The sequence below is a fragment of the Nostoc sp. genome, assembly GCF_036917515.1.
Classification (GTDB): domain Bacteria; phylum Cyanobacteriota; class Cyanobacteriia; order Cyanobacteriales; family Nostocaceae; genus Nostoc.
In genome coordinates this window covers 1-23680 of the sequence record NZ_JBALDE010000191.1, presented here as the reverse complement: position 1 = coordinate 23680, position 23680 = coordinate 1, and the positions used below count along the sequence as shown (strand labels likewise).

The window sequence follows — 23680 nt, the reverse complement described above, 5'->3', positions numbered from 1 at the left end:
GCGTGTTTAGCAATGATTAGCCAACACTGGGGCATACGCTTAAACCCCTACAGCTTGCGTAACTTAACGCCAGTAAATCTTACAGGTGCATTTCACCAGACTTTGTTAGAAGCAGCCCAAACTTGCAGGATGTGAAGCGGTATCAGTGAGGACTAATCTAAGTAAGGTGGACTCATACTATAACCCTTAAATAGCTCATTGTCAAGTAATTCATTGTGTAATTGTCTTGAGAGATAAAGGCGATCGCATATTGATTTTTGATCTTGTACAACCATTTCGCCCAATTACTACTACATTTGTAATCTCAATTTTATAAATTTGTTAGATATTCATACATATAGAAATTTTTGCTGAATTAACTTAATAATATTCTGTATTAATTAGCTTTCTATCTATTTTTAAATTTTATAATATTGTACAGACTTAGCTTGCTACATTTTTTGAGCAAAGTTATCCATTTGCAGCTCTTTTTCTTGACTCAGCTAAGGCTCGTTATAACTATCTATATTATCATTAACCAGTAATTTTATTTTTCAACTAATATATTTTATGATTCCTGGCTGATCATTATGAAATATTTACGGGCGGTTGATAGCGATTCTATTTAGTTAGATATGCTAAAGCTGTAGTTTTTGTAAACCACTCAAAACAAGTCTAATAGGTATTATTATCTAATCGAACTTATGGGAAAATAGGTTCAATACTATTGCGGCAAAAAGTTTTATTCTCTATAACCTAATATTTTTACAAGTTGTTTTACATTTTATTTAATGGTATTGTTTTCTAGTTACTCGACAATAATAAAGGTTTTAAAATGATATCGGGTGAGGGGTAACACCCCTCAAGAATTATAAAGGAGGACAAAACTAAAAGCTGCACAATACATAAGTAAATATCGGAATATATTCAGTAAATTTGACCTATAAATATACTAGATTAGTAGATGACGCTAACGACAAAAAAGAGTATAAATGCGAATGATGTTGTTAATGCTCAAAGATAAATATATTTTCTCTATTAGTCTAAAAAAATATGCAAACTTCCCGGAAATTGCTTAATTCAACAGTAGTAAGAAATATAAGCATGTGAACCAACAAAATTTATTTACTTATGGTTTCTTATACCTTGTAAACATCAAATACCGCTACATTGCTGATAATTTGCCATAAGCAATTCAAGATTTGCAAAAAGGCTAGTGCAGTCTGTACACCTCAATTCAAATATCAACAATCGCAGAGAAGAAAATAGTTTACTTCACCCAAAATAACTAAACACTATGATGAATCAAGACATTGCTGGTATTAGTAGTAACTTAGATAAGACAGTAAAAGCTCAACAATTTGACAAAGTAGTTGAAGCAATTCTTGCTGGAAAGTATTCCTGGGCATGTGTTTTAATGCTACGATTTGGTGGTTATAATCCTCTCCATTACATTCCATATCGCACCTACAATCGATTGCTCAAAGAGAACTCTCAAGCAGATAGGACAAAACAACAGCAAAGTGAAAATCTAAAAATGCTTAAACATGCTCATGATTCCCGGTCTGATAATAATGTGTCATCAAGCTGCTTAAGCAAAATTAAAGACCTGGCTTATCTAGAAGTAGTTAGAAAGCAAAAAGCATAAATCCTTGGTGGGAGTTTAGACCAAAGATTGACACAGCAAATAAACGAACATCAATCAAGCAAATCGCTATTCAAACCAGAAAATATTCAAGACGTTTCCTTGAAATCCTGTGGATTCAATTAAAAAGTATTTGGAATCAATAGATTCTCCTCTAAAGTTGATTGATTATCTGAAAGCCTGCGATGCTAATTTAAAATTTATAGCATGGCAGGTTTTGTATAGCACTCAGTAATTTGATAGTATTTTGCAAAAATCTGCCAAAATGGCAAATATATACTAATGATATTGGTAAACTAATAACAACTACAACTTAAACCAAAATAGAGGTGATTTGGCAGGCAAGTTAATTTAAAAAATAAAATCAACGATTAGTTCTGATGATGAAATAAATCAAACTGATTACAAAAGTAATCAGCATTTCATGGAGTAAATAACTCTTAGACCAAGACCAAGATGCAACCGTTGCTACTGGTGGTTCTTTTTCTAAGAAAGTCTGAGCAAAAAGAATTTGGGGAGGTGGATTCCCCCAATCCAAATTTTACACAGCTTTCACTGACTGCAGACGGTGCAAGTAATGCTTATAAAACTTTCTATCTTCTGGTTGGTGTTGCTTTAGTTAATAAAGCAAACGCTTAACATCAACTTCAGAAACGGAAATAGAAAAGTTACGGTGAAATTGTTGTTGTGGCTGTTATAACTAGTAGCTCATACACTTCTCTTTCGACTATTGTAATCCTAGTCCTCCCAACCTGGATTATCTGTGGTTTCTAAACTTTCAATTTATATAACAACTACTGGAAGTTCAAAACTTGAAAAGCTTCCAGTTTTTTATCTGTATATAAAAATAAATAAGGCGGGCAATTTGCCCACCTTATTTTTTGTGGAGAATAGACATCTGGTGAAATTAATCTAGAAGTCTTGTAGAGACGTAGCACTGCTACATTTCTTGTTTAATGGTTAATTCAGAAATGAATTAAACCTTAGCTAATTCTGGAGTAGGACTCTTGCTGTTGCGAATTGCTGTAATAGCCTCAGCATAATCTTTAGCGTTAAATACAGCTGAACCGGCGACGATCGCATTGGCTCCCGCTTCCAAAACTTGCCAGGTATTATTTGCCTTCAGTCCCCCATCTACTTCAATCCAAGGGTCAAGACCGCGTTCATCACACATTTGGCGCAGCTTGCGGATTTTGGGTAACACACCAGGGATAAAGCTTTGACCACCAAAACCAGGGTTGACGCTCATAATTAGTACTAAATCGCACAAATCTAAAACGTATTCAATTAGTTCTAGAGGGCTACCAGGATTAAGTACAACTCCAGCTTTCTTACCAAGCTCTTTAATTTGCCCCAAGGTGCGGTGCAGGTGTGGAGAAGCATTATGTTCGCAGTGTACGGTGATATGATCTGCACCCGCCTTAGCAAAATCCTCTACATATTTTTCTGGCTCCACAATCATCAAGTGGACATCAAGTGGCTTGGTCGTAATCGGACGAATCGCCTCCACAATCAGAGGGCCTATCGTAATATTAGGTACAAAACGACCATCCATTACATCAACATGAATCCAATCTGCTCCAGCCGCGTCTATGGCGCGAATTTCATCACCCAGACGACTAAAATCGGCTGATAGGATAGATGGAGCAATTACAATGGGCTTTTGAGATAGGTTTTGGGTCATGGCTAGTGGATTTTTAAGCGTCCTCGTCTGTACGCATTGTAACAAAACATTGAGCAAGACTCATAATTTTGATCCCGGTTTTTTGGGGATGAGAACTGGGGAGGTAGGGGAGACAATGAGACAAAAGTTTAGAACTTGCAACAAGTCTTTTCCCTTGTACCCAATTCTCCTTATCTCCTTGTCCTCTTCACCATGCCCAATGCCCAATGCCTAATGACTAATGACTAATGACTAATAACTAATAACTAATGACTAAAAAATTAACCTGGATATTTTGGGGATTAACTGCTTCTTGTCTAAGTGTACCGGTAATTGCTTCAGCTTTAGAATCTGCACTAGGAACTAATGGCATTGATGCTCTAAAGCTACACAAACCTCCTTATAATTTAATCGGCCGTAAGATTGCTATTGGTCAAGTGGAAATTGGCCGACCGGGAATGTTTGGATGGGATAAGACAGTGTCTAAAAATCGTGCCATATCTTTAGCGGCAGTTTTCTTACGCAATGGCCCAGCTAAGTCTAATACTGGTGTTGACCCCCACGCCTACAATGTTGCTGGTGTGATGGTAAGTCAAGACAAAGCCTTGCCAGGAGTTGCTCCAGGAGCGCGATTGTATTCATCGGCTGTGGGTTCCACTAAAAACATGGGTCAACCAGAAGAGTGCTTATCGGCACAGCATATAGCACTACAAAATGGTGGCGATGTCCGTGCGATTAACTTTAGCTTTGGCGAACCTCTGAGCCGCGATCCTCGACCGGAAGCTACTTTAGACGGCAATGCTTTACTAACTTTGTGTGTTGACTGGTCTAGTCGCGCTCATGATGTTTTGTATGCGATCGCTGGCAACCAGGGCAAAGGCGGTATTCCTATTCCTACAGACAATTTTAACGGAATAAACGTGGCTTTTTCATCCCGCCGAGGGGGAGTTTTTAACAAAGTAGACGTGGCTAATCTGGCGGGTGTTAACCAAGGGGTGAATGGAAGACTAGCTGGAAGGGAATTTGACCTTGATGGGCGTCGCGCTATCAGTTTAGTTGCTCCTGGTAATAATATTCCTTTGCTCAATCCAGATGGCAAATTGAACAAGGTTACAGGTACAAGTTTTGCAGCACCTCAAGTTACAGCTACTGTTGCTCTGTTGCAGGAACTTGCAGACCGACAGATGCGGACAAAACAACCCCACTGGAGCATTGACTCTCGGCGTCATCAAGTGATGAAAGCTGTATTGCTCAATTCAGCAGACAAACTTCTAGATAGCGGCGATGGCTTACGGTTGGGAATGACTCGGACGCTAATTGATAAGCAAAATCAAAACTGGCTAGATTCTGATGCTTACAAAGATCCAAAGATTCCTTTGGATGCCCAAATGGGAGCGGGTCATTTGAATGTATTTCGCGCTTATCAGCAATTTAGTGCTGGTCAATGGCAAGCATCAGCTGCAGTGCCGGCTATTGGTTGGGATTATCGCACAGTTGATGTTGGAGCATCTGTTGACTATATATTAGCAAAACCGTTAAAGCAGGCAAGTTTTGTTGCTGTCACCCTGAGTTGGGATCGATTGGTAGAACTCAACGATAAAAATAAAAACCAGCAATATGACGTAGGCGAAAATTTTCGCGATCGCGGTTTGAATAATCTTGATCTCTACTTGGTAAAAGCTGATGCTCAAAATTCTGATGCTGGTTCTGTTTGCTCCTCAATCAGCCAAATTGATAATGTAGAACATATTTTCTGCCCCGTTACTGCTACTGGCAATTACAAAATCCGTGTCCAGTTTCGTCAAAAGCTCAATGAAGCGACTCAACCCTACAGTTTAGCTTGGTGGAGTGTACCTATTAATTAAATTATATAAATCTTACCTTTTAACTGTCCTGCTTTCAAGTCTTTTAGGCTTTTTAGCTTGTGGAACAAAGACTCTAATGTAGACCCATCGGCTATCCAGATTTATTCAAAATTACAGAGTGCAAACTTAACACTATCTGGCAATTGTCGCCTGAGTCTTTGTTGCCAATTAAATTGTAACTGAGGTAGTAAATCTTTAAAGACTCGCTCAAATAATTCAGAAGGGGAAACTAAAAATCTTTCTGATAGAGACTGTTGAGCAACTTTAGTACCAATACGATTCAGTAAGGCTAAAAAGCTGATCAGTAATGTGAAATTTGGGAGCTTCGACTCGTTGTCCAGTACCTCTGTGCTTTAGTCTTTTAGAACAAACAAAACTTTGATACAGGTTTTTTCACAACCTTAGGATTATTACGGTGAACTCGTTCGGGTAATAACGTATCCAAAATCTCCATAGTCAACCAATCGAAAAAAGGGGGAACTCTTCTGACTCTAAGCGTTGGAATTTAGGAATAGCAGGACGAATGACTCTTAATGTCCCTGTAAAGCTCAGGCGTAATGGTGGAACCCCAGCAGTGGTCGCAGCTTGAAACATTAATAGCCATGATATAGCAATCCGAATTGAATCGTGAGAAAATACGGAGATTAAAAGTACGTATTTATATGCTTTTCAGCCTTTTACTCTCTCACAAATGATTTAGGATTGCTATAGTTGCTATCAGTAACTATCCCAAACCCATTAGTGATAGCCTTTTTTAGTTTGCTCTCACTTTTTCGTATTGCTTCCAATAAAGCAAAAATCAAAAATAAAAATAAAAAATACTTAAACCGTGTCTACCTGGAAAATTGTAGTTTTTTTATAATGAAAGTAAAGCTCATAACTTAAGCCACAACCGAATAATATATTCTCCTTAAAAACTCCAGCTTTTCAAATAGATGAGGCTTATATACTAAGCTTTTTGTCTATTTCAGATGATAATTTTATTTCCGCCGTTGAGTACTAGTGTAACTAAAACTGCTTTTTACAAAACTGTTACAGAAACTGTAACAGTCCCATTTTTCTATTGGAGCAAATGCAATAGTTAATCATTGACACAGTATCTGCGTCAAATCTGAGCACAGAACGGGAATCTTTGGCAAGTGAGGTAGCAGAATGAATCGGCAGAAATTTAGTGATGCGAAAGAAAATTTCCTGCAAAGACGTTACGGTGTTAGCCTGGGCAGACGTTATGCGCTGGCTGCTGCAAGTGTTGTTCTATTCAGTGTATTAGGGTGTTCTCAAGTCGACAGTAATAAAAGTGCCCTTGCCCAATCTAGTTTACCTCAGCCAGAAACTCCATTGCAAAAAAAAACAGCCAAAACTGATACAAAAATCGTTGAGTCTAGCAATAAGTTTGGCTTTAAACTATTTTCAGAAGTTTTGAAAGACGATCAGGGTGAGAAGAATATTTTTATCTCACCTTCGAGTGTTGCGATCGCTCTTGCTATGACTTACAACGGCGCTAGCGGCTCGACTCAACAAGCAATGGCAAAAACCCTGGAATTACAGGGAATGAATCTACCAGAAATCAACTCTTCTTACGCAGCGGTATTAAAACAGCTTTTAGACAATTCGGATACGAAAGTGCAATTAAAAATTGCTAACTCTCTTTGGGCAAATCAAGATGTTAGCTTTGCGCCAGACTTTCTCAATAGAACCCAGGACTTCTACCAAGCCAAAGTCAGCAATTTAAACTTTAAAGATGCCGCTGCATCTAGTATTATCAATAACTGGGTAAAAGAAAATACTAACGATAAAATCACTAAAATAGTTGAAAAAATTGAACCAGATCAGGTGTTATTTCTGATTAATGCCATATACTTTAAAGGTAATTGGAGTAACGAGTTTGACAAGAAACAAACTGTTTCATACCCTTTTTACATCACATCTAGCAGGCAAAAACAACACCAAATGATGTCACAGGAGGGTAATTATAGATACTATGAAAGCGAAAATTTTCAAGCAGTTAGTTTACCTTATGGGAAAGATGGTAAGATAAGTTTTTATATATTCTTACCCAAAAAGAATTCTAACCTTAAAGCGTTTTATCAAAACTTGAATATTGAAAACTGGGAAAAATGGATGACTCAGTTCAACAATCAAAAAGGATTTATTCGCCTACCCCGCTTTAAAACAGATTACGATATTACACTCAATGATGCTTTAAAAACTTTAGGTATGGGAGAGGCTTTCAGCAACAAAGCCAATTTTTCTGGCATGGGTAAAAATTTTGCCATTAGCCAAGTTAAGCATAAAACTTTTGTTGAAGTGAATGAAGAAGGCACCGAAGCGGCTGCTGCTACTTCAGTGGGAATAGTAGCAACATCTTTGAGACAAGAACCAGAACCATTCCGAATGATTGTCAATCGTCCCTTCTTCTGTGCCATTAGAGATAATCAGACGGGAAACGTTTTGTTTATGGGTTCAATTATCGAACCACAGTGAGGAGGCAAAAAGGATTAAAGACTTAATCTTTTTAATCGGGAATTTCTAAAAAATAAAATCCTCAGTGAATATACAGCAGATTTCAATTTTGTGGGGTACACAAGCTAAGTCTGTTACCCAGGTATAAAGCGTGTTTTATTCCCGAATTCTGCTGTAAATGATTAATTTGCATTCACTATATGTACAGATAATAATTTTTAGAAGTTATTATCCGTAAAGGGAACTATGGATGGTGAAAATCTTTTTAGTGATGGGGAATATTCTAACCTCGCGGCATAATCATCTATCTGTGATAGTTCCAGTTCAATTGTTTGCTGCTCTTTTTCATCAAAAAGCAACTGAATTTGATAACTTGTCCAAAATTGTTCACCTAGTTCATCTTCTAAATCAAAAGGCTGTTCTTCATCACTCCATATATTCGACCAAAGGACTATTTGATTAGCCCAAAAATGGTTTTGACCTTTTGTATCTCCAACTACAAAATGTACTTCGACATTTAAATCAAATCTTAAATCATCGACTTCTGCCTCTGCTATTTGACAGCTAACGATAATTAAACTATCTGGGTTAATATCTACTACCTGCTGTTGGCGTTGTAATAATTCTTGAAATACAAAATTAGGTAATAACTTTGAACTCTCCTCAAGTATATTTTTTTGAGTTTCTGGAGAGTAGCGACTTTTTAATTATTGCGTGATTAAATTTAAAATATCTTCACTGGCTAAATTGACAACTATCTGTTTATTTGCGGGATTAAGGAAACATCCTTGATTAAGATTAATATGTTTTTTAATTGGCATAGTTTTATAAAATCCTTTTAATGCAAACGATAATTCACAAATAAAGCTCAAACAAAGGTAATGAATAAATATTACTTTAGCTTCTATTCTAGATTTTCAGCAAGACGTACTTAACAGCAATTACATCCTTTAAATAAAAAATCATAATTATAAATGACTATGATTGCAGAACTAGAAAATAATTTATCGGTTCATGAGAAAAAATGACACAGTGTTTTAGTAAGTAGCGATTAAAAAACAAATGTCTTGCTGCTGTCATCAATATTTTGGGCATCTTCAACTGGTTCAGACAAATCTTGGACTGTTGCAGTATCTCCAAAGTCATCTCTTTCTTCTAAAGAATTTTTCCTTGTATGAATCTAAAGTTAAACCAAAATTAATGATTAATACCGATTGGTAGGGATTTATAGCGGTTCTCGCACCCTCTTGACAAAAGTGTAATCACTCTAACCTCTCACCTATGGGATGACCAGTCCAGGGCTTGATAGCATGAGTGTCTGTAATATTTATAGAACATAGGTTACAGCTTTTCTTCGTACATTCAGCCCTGAGGATTTTATGGTTTAAATCGACGATTTGTATTATCATTAAACTGAATAAAAAACTTAAACTTATATATTGTAGCTATCCCTTCATCCGCCAGGAATTGAAGGATAAGGTTAGCAAATTTGGAAACATAACCCCCAGCGCCCTTCCTAGCTCCTATCTCTCCGATGCGGGGGCAGGGCAGAGGACAAAACCTTTTCTTCACAGAACAAAGGATTTAATCTCTCTCCTGCAAGGCTATGCATTACTCAGATATTTCTCAATACTTTTGTGAGCAATCGCTCCAATCCTTACTATGCTTGAATTTTTGAATATGCAATTCTCAGTAAGCATATCAAGAAGTATTGTTACAGTTTGTGAACTGAGGCTTTCAAGCCTCAGATTACAAGGCTTTCAAATGTTAAGAAAGATGCGACTAATGGATAGCCTGTAACGAAAGGGGTTAAATCCCTAATGGTTGAGAAGCTTAGTGCAAAATTTCAGTTATTCGAGCTTTTTTTCCTTCCCCTTTCTCTTTTCCTCCATCACGACCCGATGCCATGAAGGTGCAGTAAAGTTGTCAACTTCGAGGTTTCAACGATGAGTCAAGATTTACCAGAACAAGAGATGCTCAAAATACTTGTGGTGGATGACCACGAACTAATTCTGAGCGGAACGCTCGACTTGCTGAAATCGAACTACCCACAAGCCAAAATCCTCACCGCCAAAACAACCGAGAATGCTCTCCAGCAGGTCGAAGCATTTCAGCCCGACTTAGTTATTATGGATCTTTCCCTGCCAGAAACCTCCGGGGACATTGCTGAAATCAATCGAGGCATTAAAAGCTTGGGAACGTTAATGAAAAACAATCTTACCCTCAATTTGGTTGTGCAAAGCAGTTATGTCAAAGCACTGGTGCGGATTAAACAGGACATCGATGCTCATGAAGGAGGGTTCACTGTAGCGGACAAAGGACTTTCCAGCCAAGAGATGTTGAACCGGATTGACTTGGCACTCAAAGGAGTTACACATACTAAAGACCTTAAAATGCCATCAAAAGAAGTCAAGCTAGAGTGGCTTGAGGTACTCAATCTAGCCTTTGAAGAAGGATTGGAAGATAAAGTTATTGCCGAACGGATGCAAGTAGCACCGAGAACGGTACGCCACTACTGGGCTAAAGTTCAAGACGTTTTAGGCGTTTACCCGGAAGATGGCAAAAGTCTCCGCATTCAAACGGAGAAACGAGCTAGAGAAGAGGGGTTTATTGATTGACTAAATTTGTTAAGCAAGAAACTATTGTTATAGGACTCATATTTGATTCCTGAAAAACCAAATTGGTTAGAAGTTTGCCATACAAAGTTTGTTTCTCAGTATACTTAGCAAGATTCAAGTATGATTCCTATATCAGGTATTTGGAACAAATTTAAACAACGAATTACCATCTGGTTTGTAGCAGCACTGCCAGGAATTGCTGTTTTGGGACTGATTATCCTCCTTCGCCTGAATGGGTCACTGCAATTGATAGAATGGCTAACTCTTGACTCCTTTCTCCGCTTGCGCCCTCCCGAACCTATCGACGAACGAGTTGTGATTGTCGGAATTGATGACGAGGATATCCAACGTATAAGGAATTACCCCATACCCGATCGCGAGATTGCCAAACTGCTGAGAACATTGCAGAAGTACCAGCCCAGAGTGATTGGTCTTGATATTGTTAGAGATATACCCGTTGAACCTGGTCATGCCGAACTAGTTGCAGCCTTTAAAGACATCAAAAATCTGATTGCGGTTGAAAAAGTCATACCCGTTGCCATTAAGCCACCCCCTAACTTACCCTCAGAACAAATCGGTTTTGTAGATATTTTTTCTGATGATGACGGCAAAGTTAGGCGTGCAATACTTGGAGCGAAGAGACCTGAAGACGAAAAAAAATATGCATTTTCCCTGCCTTTACGGTTGGCAGAAACATATCTCAAGGTTGAAGGCATTGAATTGAACGAGGGCATTCGCGATCGCTATGCGATGCGGTTTGGTTCCACTGAACTCCCTCGCTTTTTGCCCAATTCTGGGGGCTACGTGCGAACTGATGAGTTTGGAGTTCAGCTACTTCTGAATTATCGCAACTGTTATCGCAACTGTTGGGAACGATTTCGCACGCTATCTCTTAAAGAAATTAACGATATTGAAGCAGGGAAAGATAATCCCAATGTGCTGCGCGATACCTTCGCTGGACGCATCGTTCTGATTGGGGTAACTACTCCTAGTATTAAAGACTCCATTAATACCTCTGCGATCGCTAATTTGCAACCGCCCGGGAAAATTTATGGGGTAGAATTTCATGCCTATGTGGTTAGCCAAATTGTCAGTGCAGTTCTCGACGGACGACCCGTTTTGAAAACCTGGTTACAGGGTTGGGAATATCTTTGGATTGTCGGTTGGGGCGTTTTAGCCATTTATCTCGGTCGGCTGACTCAATCTCCATTGAAAAACCTTGTGTATGTTGCTCTTGCCAGCCTTGGTTTAATTGGGATTGGTTATATCTTCATCGTCAAGGGATGGTGGATTCCAGTAGCGCCAGCTTTATTAGTTTTGGTTATCAATGGTACAGTATTGAGTACTTTTTATCAATACGACCGATTTTTGAGGTCTCAGATTGAGATCCGCCAACACACCATTGAGGGGACATTTGTTGTAATCCATAACGGGCCCCTGCAAACACTAGCCAAAATTTTGAGGCATGTTCAAGACCAAGATTTAGAACAAAATCAATTACTCGAATACTTGCAAAATCTGAACTACGAAATTCGAGAAGTTGGCGAATATTTGAAACTAGAAGCCCTAAACCGAAAAGAAAGTTTCCGTCTCGGCAGTGGTCTAATCTTAGACTTAAAGTTGCCAATTCACGACCTTTTATATGAAACCTACAGCCATACACTCCAGCGAAACTTTCCCTGCTTTAAAACACTCAAAGTTAAGGCTTATTCGTTCGCTCCGATTGAGGAGAAATACTTGAGCATTGAGCAAAAGCGAGAACTTTGCCAATATCTGGAAGAAGCACTATGTAATGTCGGGAAACATGCCAAAGGAGTGACCCGTCTCTGTGCTACTGGCAAACAAAACGAAGGCTGGTACACCCTAAGCATTAAAGATAATGGGACTGGCATTCACTCGTATTATCAAGGGCAAGGAACGAAGCAGTGTCTAAATATAGCGAGAAAATTAAGAGGAAAGTTTCAGCGAAAATCTCTTAAAGAGAAAGGAACTTTGTGTGAGTTAACTTGGCCTATTACCAGTAAAAGCTGGATTTTTGCCCGTATAAAACGTAATACCAATTTCATGTGAAGCTCCATCAAAAAGGGCTTCTAGAATAATACTTTTTTAGCCCCTGCTTGTTCGCTTACATCTGCGACAGTAGTGACGACAATGATTAGCAAATCTAATGTGTTAATCAGTATATATCTTTTATTAGTATATATCACTTACGCGTTCTTGTTTGGATATATTAATTTATCTTTCTTAATATAGTTGTATTTTTTTTCCCCAACTTACTTAAAATCAGTTTGGGCTTAATTTAGGCATAATTTTTGTTTAAGTCCTGTTAATTAAATTGATGTTTGCTTAACCAAAATTATATGATTCCAATTCAGTGGTTCCTAAATAAACGCATCAAACTAGTCATCAGTTTTACCCTGAGTTTAGTGCTGATTATGACTTCGGCAGTTCTTGCGAGTTATACACCCGGTGATCAGAAACCTGTTCCCAAAGACCGCAGATCGGATGGAGGAACGACCAGAGGGTGTTCTGGAGGAGATATACCGCTAACGGTTCTTGCCTCTGGCAATTATGTTGGACGCACGGTATCTCCACATCCTATGTTCGCTTGGTTTGTCTCTGGTGACTCCGCTTCTAAGCCAATGAAATTGATGATTTACGAGTGGATTCCAAGCGGTAAACCCAAAGAAGTTCGCAATATATCATTGCAGAGTTTACCGGGGATTATGAAGTCATACCCGTTTTCGGAGAACCAACTAGGGCTGCAACCGGGAAAAGAATATTTATTGCAGGTTGTCATTCATTGTGACTTAGATAATCCATCGGGTGATTTAGTAGACGAGGCAAGTATTGAGGTTGTAAAAATGCCAGCAGCTGTGCAAAGTAAATTGAACAGAGCAGTAAGTAGTGTTGAGAAAGCTAATATCTATGCTGAGGCAGGTTTATGGTACAACGCACTAGATGAAGCACTCAAACTGGCCCAAGCGTCGAAACTGGGAGAAGTAGGTTCAACTCTGTTAAAGGATTTGGCTAAGTGGGAAGCACCAAAAATCATATCAGAATTGCCACCAAAAGAACGAGAAGTGATCGAGAAACGGATTGATAACTTGAAGCAGATTGCAGAGAGCGCACGCTAATTACGCTTACCCTGCCCTAAAGCCAGTTACCGATGAGGATAAAAGGTGCCCATTGGGCGGGGTGAATTTTCTTGTTCTGATTAATCAGTGTTTTTTGCGCTTCTTTCAAGGCTTCTGCTTTGCTCATTTGCGATCGCAAGTTATTGTAAAACTTAACGACTAGTTCTTCTGTAAAAGCATCGTCAACGTACCAAAGGGAAGCCAAAGCGCTTTTAACGCCTGCTTGCACCGTGATGCCAGCTATACCCAGCGTAGCACGGTCATCTCCTACACCAGTTTGACAAGCTGTGAGCACAAGCAACTCCATTGGCTCCGAACCTCGTTTAAAGCGGCGGATGTCATTCTCTAGCTGAGTAATTGTAATCTTCTTATTATTACCCGTAACTAAAAAGCTATCTTCTGGAATAGTGCCAAACTGTCCGTGAGTGGAAATATGAATAATCGGGTAAATTGCTTGTTTAAGTTCTTTCTTTAAGCCTTCATCAGTAAATTGTTTATTCAAAAGTTTCTTGCTACCGGGAAATAGTTTTGTGACTTGATTAATTTCATTAGCGACATTTTCCAAAGGCTTAAATTTTTCACCATCAACAGTAGCTGCTTCGGTTAACCCCAAAGCTAACATCCACAAACCTTGAAAATTTTGGGGTTTAGGGAATGTCAAGTGTAGACCGGGAGTCGTAGCAATGGCGTATTTCTCAACTAGAAATTCCTGACCATTATGGAGTGCAGCCATCGGTATATTGCGTAAGAATCCGTCTTGGATAAAAATGATAGTTTTAATTTTTGCTCGCTCTAAATCGTCAGCGAAAGGGCGAATAATCCAGTTATATAGATTTTGTGCTGGTGTTAAAAAAGCGTCAGTAGGATCATAAAATTCCTGTATTTCTAGACGGAAATTTTTAATTTCTTCTTGAAATTTTTTACTATCGTTTATCCATGCCAGCTTCTTCAATCTTCTTTGAGAATTTGGTTTGACCTTTTCCTTCTTTTCCAGATTGGGTAGACTCACCACAATTGCCGTGCGGTCTTCTAGGATGATAGAACTAAAAATGGCAGTGTCTTCTCTCTCTAAGTCATCAACTCGTTCTTGATCAAAAACGGTAAAAACACAATCATTGCCGAAGTAATTTTGCAATTCTGCTAGTTTCAAAGAATCAATGGTGTTGAGTGCAGAATCCAGTTCTTTTTGGTACTCTAGACTTGCAATGGGTAATGATTCAGCACGCTTTAACTTTAACCGAGCAAACTCTCGGTAGAGAGGACTAATGGTATCCCGAAAACTAAATTGCAAGTCTCGCTCAACAATTAATAAATTATCTCGGATACCTCCCTCACCTTCTAAGATTGCGATCGCCCGTTCGTAAGCAGCAATTGCTTCGGATTCTTTCGCCTGTGCCTTAAAAATTCGTCCCGCCTGCCACTCCCACAAATAAAGACTATCTTTAGCACGCAGCTTTTGGTCAGCTGCCAAGCGTGCCTGTTTGGTAAAATCTAAGGCTTTATTGTAGTCCTTGTGGCACTCGTAGAGATGACCTAGTTTACCTAAAGCAAATGATTCGGAGCGAGAATCTTTAATACTTTGAGCAATCAAAACAGCTTTTTTAAGAAGTTCTTCAGCTTGTGAATCCTTTACTTTTCGCGGCAGACACTGAGCTTGAAAGGAAGTAGAATTTCTAGAAGAAATAATTTGTTGGAGTTCGGCTAAATCAATTGCTGCATAAACTTTATTGGAAGAATTGGGGAATCTTTCAAATAGAGCTAAAGCTTCTTGCAATACTTGCTCTGCCTGATTAGTATTGTCAGCTAACTTTAAATCTTTTGGACGGTAATAAAGTTGAATCAAATTAAGAAGTGTCCGCATTTGACTCGATACATTATTTTGAGTGCGGGTCAGTTCGAGACTGTTGTTAAAATAGCCTAAAGCTTTTTTATAATCAGAAGTAGCTTCTTTGATGAATTCACTAGCCTTAGTCTCTGCACCTCTTAACTTAGCGGAATCAACACGCTGTTCATTGAGTTGAGTTTTACTAAAGTAAGTATTACCGAGACTATTAAGCACCGAGGAGAGATAAACTGAGAGGTTATTCTCCTGGACAATCTTTAAGCTATACTCTAGAGTTTCAATAGCTTTATCATACTTTCCCTTGAGGCGATACGCTTCTCCCAAGCTTCCCAAAGCAGCCACTTCTCCTTGGCGATCACTAAATTTTCGGGCAATTTGTAAAGCACTTCCTTCAGTTTCAAGGCAATCCTCATCATTCTCAGAAATACCACATAAAAGCGCGATCGCTTCTCTATTTTGCCCTAAATGGCTGTTAGTTTGAGCAAGTTCGGTGAGTAACCATCCCACCTTCACAAATTCTCCTAAGGAGCGATAGTTAGCGATCGCTTCTTTCCAATAATTGATTGCTTCCTCGAATTGACCAGCTTGCTGATAAGCTATGGCTAGTTTTTCTCGAACAATTGCTGCGTTATCCTGGTTGTTGGTGTTTTTATAGCTACTTAAGGCAGTTTGCCAAGATGCGATCGCTTCTTGCAAATCTCCTGTGCGATATTGTTCAATTCCTTCTTGTACGAGTCGGCTTGGATTGGGAGGCTGTGCGGTTGCTAGTTCTCCCCATCTTGTCTGCAAAACAGTGAAAGTAACATCATTTAGCCACAGGCAAAATGTGAGGCTGCTAAGGAAGATAACTACCAGAAAGCGACGGACACGGAATTGGCGGTATCGGCTTGGCATAGAAGGATACCATAGGTTCCAAAGAAGATTTTGTCCGAGGTTTTAACTCTATTTTGATCTGAAGTTGCATATTTGGGCAATGGCAGCTGCCTAATTGTGCAATCAGTATTGCTTTGTTTTACCACTAACTTAGCACAACAGGTGAATGCCTAACTTCAGTTGAAGATTTATTGTATAAATTAAGCAACCAATTACTCAATGCTGTGGGGCTTTAAAGGAAGTTAAGAGTATACCAGTGATTGACAATATTAGCTCAAATAAATTTTGATTTTTGACTTAAAGGAAAGCGGCACTCAGTTTCCTTTTCCCGAAATACAAATCTTATATTAGTTTAGTAATCTCTAAAAGCTTTATCACTCAATCAATACAAGCTATCCTATTATAAAACTTGGTTATTGTATTTGTTATTAGGAAAAAATCTGGCGATACCTGTGGTGGGCGTAACCATCGCTTCTTATACAAAAGAGGGCTAAGTAAGTCGGCGTGAAAAAACCCAACTATGTTAAAGATAAGTAAATATGTAAAATACATCTACAGAGGTGATTGAGAGATGAGCGTGTAGAGATTTCCAAAAAAAAATTTTAAGAAAACCACCTTATGATTGTTAAAAGCTGCTTAGGTCGAGGTTGGGAGTGGAAGATTGGGGGTTGTATCGCTTTAGTGGTGGCACTTTCAATTGGAGGAAGCGAGGATGTCTTGGCTCAAATCGTGCCTGACAAGACACTGGGTGCTGAAGGTTCTGTTGTTAAACCCAATGTCAATATGCAGGGGATTCCTAGCGATCGCATTGATGGTGGCGCAACTCGCGGTACTAACCTCTTCCACAGTTTTCGAGACTTTAATGTGGGAAAAGGCAGGGGGGCTTATTTTGCCAATCCCATTGGAATTGAAAACATTTTAACTCGTGTCACGGGCAGCAATGCCTCTAACATTTTGGGCAGGTTAGGGGTTTTGGGTGGGGCGAATTTGTTTTTGCTCAATCCGAACGGGATTATATTTGGTGCAAATGCCAGTTTAGATATTAAGGGGTCATTTGTTGCGACGACAGCCAAGCGGATACAGTTGGGTGATAGTGGCTATTTCAGTGCCGTAGAACCCCAAACGAGTAGTTTACTTTCTGTCAGTCCGGGAGCGCTGTTTTTTAGTCAGGTTGCCAATCAACCGACTGCAATTATTAATCAAGGGAATTTATCAACTGGGAAACATTTAACTCTGTCGGCTGGCAATCTTGACTTGCAGGGGCAGCTATTCTCTGGGGGAGATTTAACGTTACAAGCAACTGATACAGTAAAAGTGCGCGATAGTGTGACATCTCCGTTTCTTGCTCGTTCAGATGGGAATCTCACGATTGTTGGAAATGGTGGTATCGACATCTTGGCGTTGAATCATCCAACGCAGACTCCGTTTGCAAGTGGGGGTAATCTCAGTTTAATCAGTGATGGGATTATTTCTGGGGATGCTCGCTTTAGTAGTGGTGGCAGTTTTTCCATCAAGAGTGTATCGGGGGGGTTGGCAAATTTTGTAAGCTTATATGACCCGATTATCAGTGCCAATGGCAATGTAGATGTAGCGGCTAACTACACAGGAGCATCCCTGTTAGTGGAAGCAACGGGTAATATTCGATTTCAGAGCAATATCAATATTACTAGACCAGATACTAGCACTTTGCCTGCCGATCCAGATACTGCAATCCTGAGTACAACCTCGGCATTAATTATGCGATCGGGACAGAGTAATCTGGCTTATGGGGGCGTCAATTCTGATACTGTACCTGCCTATAGTACTGAAACTGTGCCTGGGGGAATTACAATAGGTGGAAATGTGACATTAGAGCCGTTTAATGGGTCTGGGGGAATAGTTAACCTGTTGGCGGCATCAAGGAATGTGAGTACGCAAAGCATGACCACCAATGGAGGCACGATTCGACTGAAAGCCACTGACGGCAGCATTTCCACTGGCGATTTGTACTCTAACTCGTCTTCTAATTCTGGCAATGCAGAAGTGGGAGGCGCGATTAATTTGGAAGCTACCAACGGCAGCATTTCCACTGGCTTTTTAGGCTCTTTCTCGTCTTCTAATTCTGGCAACGCAGGAGAGGGGGGCGCGATTAATCTAAAAGCCACCAACGGCAGCATTTCCACTGGCTATTTGAACTCTAAATCGTCTTCTAATTCTGGCAATGCAGAAGTGGGAGGCGCGATTAATTTAGAAGCTATCGGCGGCAGGATTTCCACTGGCTATTTAGACTCTGGCTCGTCTTCTAATTCTGGCAACGCAAAAGAGGGGGGCAGGATTAATTTGGAAGCCACCAATGGCAGCATTTCCACTGGCTATTTGTACTCCAACTCATCCTCTTATGGCAATGCAGGAGAAGGGGGTGCGATTAATTTGGAAGCCACCAACGGTAGCATTTCCACTGACTTTTTAGGCTCTTTCTCGTCCTCTTATTCTGGCAATGCAGGAGAGGGGGGCACGATTAATTTGGAAGCCATTGGCGGCGGCATTTCCACTGGCTATTTGAACTCTAAATCATCTTCTAATTCTGGCAATGCAGAAGTGGGAGGCGCGATTAATTTAGAAGCCACTGACAGCATTTCCACTGGCTATTTGGACTCTGGCTCATCTTCTAATTATGGCAATGCAGGAGAGGGGGGTGCGATTAAGTTGGAAGCCACCAACAGCATTTCTACTGGCTATTTGTACTCCAACTCATCCTCTTATGGCAATGCAGGAGAGGGGGGCGCAATTAATTTGGAAGCCACCAACGGTAACATTTCCACTGGCTTTTTAGGCTCTTTCTCGTCCTCTTATTCTGGCAATGCAAAAGAGGGGGGCGCGATTAACCTAAAAGCCAGCAACGGCATTTCCACTGACTATTTGAACTCTAACTCGTACTCTAATTATGGCAATGCAGGAGTGGGGGGCGCGATTAAGTTGGAAGCCACCAACGGCAGCATTTCCACTGGCAATTTGTACTCTAACTCGTACTCTTCTAATTATGGCAATGCAGGAGTGGGGGGCGCAATTAATTTGGAAGCCACCAACGGCAGCATTTCCACTGGCGATTTGTACTCTTTCTCGTACTCTAATTATGGCAATGCAGGAGTAGGGGGCGCGATTAACCTGTTTGCCACAAACACCATCCAGCTTCTTCGATATCAATATAACCCTGATACCAACACATTCAAGCTAGTTCCAGGTAGTGGTTCAATTAACTCCACAGGAAAGCTGGGTTCAGGAAATATTACCATCACCAGTTATGCGCCTTTGGCTTATGACAATGGTATCATCACTAGTGATACCTTTGGCCCTGGCAAGGGGGGAGATATTCTGATCAGTGCTCCTGCCATTACTCTGAGTGGGGGCGCACAATTATCCGCCTCCACACATAGCAGTGGACTTGGCGGTAATATCAATCTGCGTACCTCCAATAAAGTAGAACTTACTGGAGCTACAACAGATGCTCCCGAAGGTATTTTTTCTAGTCCAAGTGGTTTTTCCGCAATTCCACCCGGTACATACCTGGGCGGTTATATTCCTAATGGCGATCTTAATAATTTTCCCAAGGATGACTATGGTAATCTTATACCACCTCCAGGAACCCAATTTCCTAGCGGCGTGTTTTCTCAGACTACAGTTGGTTCCACGGGCAGTGCAGGCAATCTGAGAATTGAAACAGGACAACTGAACATCAACAACGGGGCAGCCATTGCTACTACGACATTCGGGGAGGGTAATGCTGGTAATATCTGGGCGCAGGCTTATGACTCCATCTCGGTTGCCAATGGCTCTATATTAAGTGGCGTGGCAGGAGGCGCAATTGGCAATAGTAGCAATATTGACCTTTCCACTCGTTCCCTTTCAATCGCAACAGGAGGAACTGTGCAAACCCAAACCTTGGGACGGGGAAAGGCTGGAAATATTCAGGTAAATGCCAATGATGCTGTCAGAATCTCTGGCATCAACCCCACTTCTCACACTCCCAGTGGATTACGCTCAGGGAGTGGTGGCAGCAATACCCTGTTGGGTACTGCCAGTAACAATATTGGTCAGGGTGGCGACATCTACGTTACAACGGACAACCTCAGCGTACTAGATGGAGGGGTTTTAGATGCTCAAACCCTGACTAACTCTAGAGGAGGCGACATTACTCTCAATGCCAATACCTTGAGTGGCATTAACGGTGGCCGGATCTCTGCCACGGCGACGGAGAAAGCCACCAGCACGGCAAGGGGTGGCAATATTGAGGTGAATTCCTCTCTAGTCAACCTACAAGGCGACAACAGTGGCTTATTTGCCCAGACAGAAGGAGCTGCACCTGCTGGATCATTAATTTTGCATCCTAATAATGGGCAGAGTTTGAGGGTAAATCTCCAAGATAATGCTCAAATTTCCGCTTCTACCTTTGGCAGTGGTCAAGGGGGGAGCTTATCTATAGAGGCACCGCAGGCAGTCACAATTAGCGGCAATGGTCAACTCTCAGTCGAGACAAGTGGTACTGGAGTAGGGGGAAACCTAACCATTAAGACACAAGAGCTAACAATTCAGGATGGAACACAGGTGTCCGCTTCCACTTCCTCTACTAATCCTAACGGAGTAGGTGGCAACATTACAATAAACGCCACAGAATCTTTAGACCTGAGCAATGGGGTACGTTTGCTTGCCAAGTCAAATAGTGCGCCTCCATCTGGTAACGTCACGATTAACACCGGAAATTTAACAGCCAGAAATGGCACGATCGCAACTTCCTCCGAGAAATCTTCTGGAGGAGGTATCACCATCACAGCTTCTAAGATTCGCCTATTTGGCGACAGTGATATCACCACCAATGTTAACCAAGGTGCAGGAGGTGGCGGTAACATTTACCTCAAAGGTGACTCTATCCTCGCTTTCGATGACAGCGATATCCTGACTTATGCTCAAGATGGCAAAGGGGGAAATATCACCCTCGACACTCCTGCCTTCTTCGGCGAAAACTACCGTCTTGCAACTCGTAATACAGTCCTTAATACTCTTGATCGCAATAACCAAGTCGATATCAATGCCACTGGTGCTGTCAGTGGAGTCATCACCATCCGTGATGTCAGCTTTATCCCAAACAGCCTTACCGAGTTACCCGAAAATCAGATTAACACCGACAGCCTCCTGGCAAATAGCTGCATTGTCCGCCGCAATCAACCAACGAAGGGAACCTTTAGGATTACAGGTACTGGTGGCTTACCCCAGCGCCCCGGAGATGCTCAAATGTCTAGCTTTCCCACAGTAGATGTGAAAACTTTACCCAGTGACAGCACACTCTCAAAGACCAATCCAAATCCTTCTTGGCAAAAAAGTGACCCCATTGTAGAACCCCAAGGGGTATATCGACTACCGAATGGGAAACTCGTATTGAGTCGAGAATGTTCTTAATTCAATAGTATTGAGTATGTACCTAATCATTAGGTGGGTTGCCATTTTAAGCTCTTGCATGGCGACCTCAGCTTGCCTTGCGCTCAGTGCAGTGGCTCAGTCCACACTGCCACCAGGCGTCACCATTCCCCCAACCGCACCTGATGCGGTTGAGCAAACGATTCCCAAACCCTCTGAATCACCCCGTCCTCTCCCTGGTGAAACGCCTACATTACCACCAAAACTCAAACTGCAAACTCCCCCAACCCCAGATTCACCTGAAGTTAATTCTCCATCGAGCGATCGCTTTTTCATTAAAAAGGTGGAAGTGCTGGGAAATACCGTTTTGCATGACGAAATTACCGCTTTAACCCAGCCCTACAAAAACCGCTCAGTCACCTTTGAAGAGTTGCTCGAACTGCGTTCGGCAATTATTCAACTCTATATTAAAAACGGCTACATCACCTCTGGAGCCTTCTTGCCCAACAATCAAGACCTCAGCACTGGTATAGTCAAAATTCAAGTCGTAGAAGGCAAACTTGAGCAAATTGAAATCGGTGGCTTAAGGCGATTGCTATCGGGATATGTGCGATCGCGCCTCGAACGTGCCACGTCTACTCCCTTAAACCAGCGACGCCTAGAAGAAGCCTTACAACTGTTGCAACTCGATCCGCTCATTGAGCAGGTGAATGCCGAGTTAGCCGCAGGCAGCACTCCAGGGAGCAATATCTTACGAGTTAGTCTCAAAGAAGCACCCGCTTTTCACGCTGCGATCGCCGTAGAAAATAACCAGTCTCCCAGTATTGGTTCCATCCAAAGCAGCATAGAAGTCAGTCATGATAACGTCTTAGGATTTGGCGATCGCTTCAGTGCAAAATATGGTCGTACTGAGGGACTTAACCTTTACGATATCAATTATACCATCCCTATAAATGCTCGCAATGGTACTCTTAGCTTCCGCTATAACAATGATGATAGCCGGATTATTGAAAAAGATTTTCGGGATTTAGATATCAGAAGCGAGACTCAAACCTATTCCCTCGGTTTCCGTCAGCCAATCACAAGAACACCAACCAGTGAATTTGCACTCTTGCTATCCTTAGACCTGCGTCGCAGTCAAACATATATACTCAATAACATTCCCTATTCCTTCACAGAAGGTTCGGAAGATGGGGAAACCAAAGTTACGGTGATTCGGTTTTCTCAAGATTGGGTCAATCGCAGTACTAAAAGAGTCTTAGCCGCCCGCTCTCAATTCAGTCTAGGGATAGATGCGTTTGATGCAACTATCAACAGCATCGGTACTGACGGGCAATTCTTTTCCTGGTTAGGACAATTTCAGTTGGTGCAACAGTTGTCACCCAGAAATCTGCTAGTAGCCCGAATTGATGCCCAGCTAACCCCAGATTCTTTATTATCTTTGGAACGCTTCAGTATCGGTGGAGTCGATACAGCTCGAGGCTACCGACAAAACCAACTCGTTGCCGATAATGGCATTCTGGGTTCAGTGGAGGTTCGTGTTCCCCTGACATCAGACGCCAAAGTACTACAGTTAGCGCCTTTTTTTGATATCGGTACTGTTTGGAATAATCGAGAAATTGACCCTGATCCGGCGACAATTAGCAGTTTAGGATTGGGTTTGCGCTGGCTGATTATCCCCAATTTATTGTTGCACCTAGACTACGGCATTCCCTTAATTTCAGTTGGCGATCGGGGCAACTCGTTGCAAGAAAACGGTCTTTACTTTTCAATCCGCTATCAGCCTTTTTGAAATGTTGCAAACATCTTCTAACGGGACTTAGACAAAACAGATGAATAAAAAGTTTCTTAAGGAGATGTTTAGTTCAAATACAGGGCAAACACATCTAAATTTTGACAAAGTGGTAAGTAGAGGTGCAGTCAGAGTAGTACAAAAAAACTATATGAAGAATTAAGTGAGCGATCGCCTGTATCACACTAGGCGGGTTTTTTTGGGAAAACCCTCCCCCTGTGAAGATACAGGGCAATCCAACTCCGTTGGATTGGGGCGTAGGGCGCAGCGTAGCTGATCACGAACCGTTCCGCTTGCCTTCGGTAAACCCATAAGAATCTGGGCGTTGCATAAGTGCGGGATGAATCAGGTTAACACGGGTATTTTCCCGTACTTCAAGTAATGAAGTAATAATCGAATTGAATACTTCAGCAT

General features: G+C 41.1%; 12 protein-coding genes and 2 pseudogenes. 10 read left to right on the top strand and 4 right to left on the bottom strand.

The window, feature by feature from the left end:
- Positions 1-12: 12 nt before the first annotated feature.
- The 3 genes from V7K89_RS25500 (at position 13) to V7K89_RS25490 (ending at position 2263) form a co-directional block, all read left to right on the top strand.
- The gene (locus V7K89_RS25500) at positions 13-135 is read left to right on the top strand and encodes a hypothetical protein (RefSeq protein ID WP_335192137.1); all 123 of its coding nucleotides are present in this window, start codon (positions 13-15) and stop codon (positions 133-135) included.
- A 1141-nt stretch (positions 136-1276) separates the two neighbouring features.
- The gene (locus V7K89_RS25495) at positions 1277-1627 is read left to right on the top strand and encodes a HetP family heterocyst commitment protein (protein ID WP_335192135.1); all 351 of its coding nucleotides are present in this window, start codon (positions 1277-1279) and stop codon (positions 1625-1627) included.
- A 453-nt stretch (positions 1628-2080) separates the two neighbouring features.
- The gene (locus tag V7K89_RS25490) at positions 2081-2263 is read left to right on the top strand and encodes a hypothetical protein (RefSeq protein WP_335192133.1); all 183 of its coding nucleotides are present in this window, start codon (positions 2081-2083) and stop codon (positions 2261-2263) included.
- Between the two features lie 337 nt (positions 2264-2600).
- Here the strand turns inward: V7K89_RS25490 and rpe are convergent, their stop codons facing one another.
- On the bottom strand, positions 2601-3308 hold the full coding sequence (gene rpe / locus V7K89_RS25485) for a ribulose-phosphate 3-epimerase (RefSeq protein WP_292863437.1): 708 nt from the start codon (positions 3306-3308) through the stop codon (positions 2601-2603).
- A 248-nt stretch (positions 3309-3556) separates the two neighbouring features.
- Here rpe and V7K89_RS25480 point away from each other — a divergent pair, with 248 nt between their 5' ends.
- Positions 3557-5152, top strand: coding sequence for a S8 family serine peptidase (locus V7K89_RS25480; RefSeq protein ID WP_335192130.1), 1596 nt, complete (start codon positions 3557-3559; stop codon positions 5150-5152).
- Between the two features lie 8 nt (positions 5153-5160).
- Here V7K89_RS25480 and V7K89_RS25475 read toward each other — a convergent pair.
- Both V7K89_RS25475 and V7K89_RS25470 read right to left on the bottom strand, forming a co-directional pair.
- Positions 5161-5418: pseudogene (locus V7K89_RS25475) on the bottom strand (IS4 family transposase); the annotation flags it as partial.
- Positions 5419-5608: 190 nt separating this feature from the next.
- Positions 5609-5752: pseudogene (locus V7K89_RS25470) on the bottom strand (IS4 family transposase); the annotation flags it as partial.
- A gap of 552 nt (positions 5753-6304) precedes the next feature.
- On the opposite strand from V7K89_RS25470, the gene V7K89_RS25465 reads away from it, so the two are divergent.
- From V7K89_RS25465 to V7K89_RS25450, 4 genes are all read left to right on the top strand, one after another.
- Positions 6305-7636, top strand: a complete 1332-nt coding sequence (locus V7K89_RS25465) for a serpin family protein (protein ID WP_335192128.1) — start codon at positions 6305-6307, stop codon at positions 7634-7636.
- Positions 7637-9561: 1925 nt separating this feature from the next.
- A complete protein-coding gene (locus V7K89_RS25460) occupies positions 9562-10233 on the top strand; it encodes a response regulator transcription factor (protein ID WP_335192124.1) in 672 nt (223 codons plus the stop codon).
- A gap of 120 nt (positions 10234-10353) precedes the next feature.
- Entirely contained in the window at positions 10354-12303 is a 1950-nt protein-coding gene (locus tag V7K89_RS25455; protein WP_335192122.1) for a sensor histidine kinase, read from the top strand.
- 290 nt (positions 12304-12593) lie between these two features.
- Entirely contained in the window at positions 12594-13370 is a 777-nt protein-coding gene (locus tag V7K89_RS25450) for a DUF928 domain-containing protein (protein ID WP_335192119.1), read from the top strand.
- Positions 13371-13386: 16 nt separating this feature from the next.
- Here the strand turns inward: V7K89_RS25450 and V7K89_RS25445 are convergent, their stop codons facing one another.
- Complete coding sequence (locus V7K89_RS25445) at positions 13387-16107, bottom strand: CHAT domain-containing protein (protein ID WP_335192117.1); 2721 nt, start codon at positions 16105-16107, stop codon at positions 13387-13389.
- Positions 16108-16704: 597 nt separating this feature from the next.
- Here V7K89_RS25445 and V7K89_RS25440 point away from each other — a divergent pair.
- Positions 16705-21516, top strand: a complete 4812-nt coding sequence (locus tag V7K89_RS25440; RefSeq protein WP_335192115.1) for a two-partner secretion domain-containing protein — start codon at positions 16705-16707, stop codon at positions 21514-21516.
- 58 nt (positions 21517-21574) lie between these two features.
- On the top strand, positions 21575-23266 hold the full coding sequence (locus V7K89_RS25435; protein ID WP_335192113.1) for a ShlB/FhaC/HecB family hemolysin secretion/activation protein: 1692 nt from the start codon (positions 21575-21577) through the stop codon (positions 23264-23266).
- Positions 23267-23680: the final 414 nt, after the last annotated feature.

Bases quoted from the DNA above. Each gene is read 5' to 3' on its own strand.
- V7K89_RS25500 (WP_335192137.1), top strand. From the start codon at position 13: ATGATTAGCCAACACTGGGGCATACGCTTAAACCCCTACAGCTTGCGT.
- V7K89_RS25495 (WP_335192135.1), top strand. From the start codon at position 1,277: ATGATGAATCAAGACATTGCTGGTATTAGTAGTAACTTAGATAAGACA.
- V7K89_RS25490 (WP_335192133.1), top strand. From the start codon at position 2,081: ATGCAACCGTTGCTACTGGTGGTTCTTTTTCTAAGAAAGTCTGAGCAA.
- rpe (WP_292863437.1), bottom strand. From the start codon at position 3,308: ATGACCCAAAACCTATCTCAAAAGCCCATTGTAATTGCTCCATCTATC.
- V7K89_RS25480 (WP_335192130.1), top strand. From the start codon at position 3,557: ATGACTAAAAAATTAACCTGGATATTTTGGGGATTAACTGCTTCTTGT.
- V7K89_RS25465 (WP_335192128.1), top strand. From the start codon at position 6,305: ATGAATCGGCAGAAATTTAGTGATGCGAAAGAAAATTTCCTGCAAAGA.
- V7K89_RS25460 (WP_335192124.1), top strand. From the start codon at position 9,562: ATGAGTCAAGATTTACCAGAACAAGAGATGCTCAAAATACTTGTGGTG.
- V7K89_RS25455 (WP_335192122.1), top strand. From the start codon at position 10,354: ATGATTCCTATATCAGGTATTTGGAACAAATTTAAACAACGAATTACC.
- V7K89_RS25450 (WP_335192119.1), top strand. From the start codon at position 12,594: ATGATTCCAATTCAGTGGTTCCTAAATAAACGCATCAAACTAGTCATC.
- V7K89_RS25445 (WP_335192117.1), bottom strand. From the start codon at position 16,107: ATGCCAAGCCGATACCGCCAATTCCGTGTCCGTCGCTTTCTGGTAGTT.
- V7K89_RS25440 (WP_335192115.1), top strand. From the start codon at position 16,705: ATGATTGTTAAAAGCTGCTTAGGTCGAGGTTGGGAGTGGAAGATTGGG.
- V7K89_RS25435 (WP_335192113.1), top strand. From the start codon at position 21,575: ATGGCGACCTCAGCTTGCCTTGCGCTCAGTGCAGTGGCTCAGTCCACA.